The 358-nt window shown below is 33.0% G+C and carries 1 protein-coding gene; it reads right to left on the bottom strand.

The annotated features are described in order from the left end of the window. Positions 1–358: DUF4097 family beta strand repeat-containing protein (locus H3V04_RS08965; protein ID WP_198188247.1), on the bottom strand; the 358-nt coding region annotated here is incomplete at both ends.

Raw genomic sequence — 358 nt, 5'->3', positions numbered from 1 at the left:
TTAATTAGAATATCGCCATCCATACTAGTAACTTTTAATACGGGTTTATTTTTAACTTTTTTTGCAAAATGATTGGAATGGTAAGAACCTTTAAAAATGATTTTATCATCCGAGTGATTTGTCAATACATAGTTGATCTTAGGTGCGTTTGACATTGAAAAGTCACCGTCATTCAATATAATTGAGCTGTTATTTAGTATTTGAGAGTCGCTAATCTTAACATCGCCATCATTTAGTTTTAGTGAACTACGTGAAAAAGTCGACTGGTTTACTTTGAGGTCACCGTCATTTGAATTTAGGTCAAGGCTTTTCGCAGCAAGCTTATTAATCAAAACGTCGCCATCTTCTATTGTCAAAT

Origin of the sequence: Bifidobacterium sp. M0353 (assembly GCF_016100645.1) — a bacterium.
GTDB lineage: Bacteria > Actinomycetota > Actinomycetes > Actinomycetales > Bifidobacteriaceae > Bombiscardovia > Bombiscardovia choladohabitans.
Note: the sequence above shows the minus strand (reverse complement) of the source record. Positions and strands in the feature narration are given on the sequence as shown.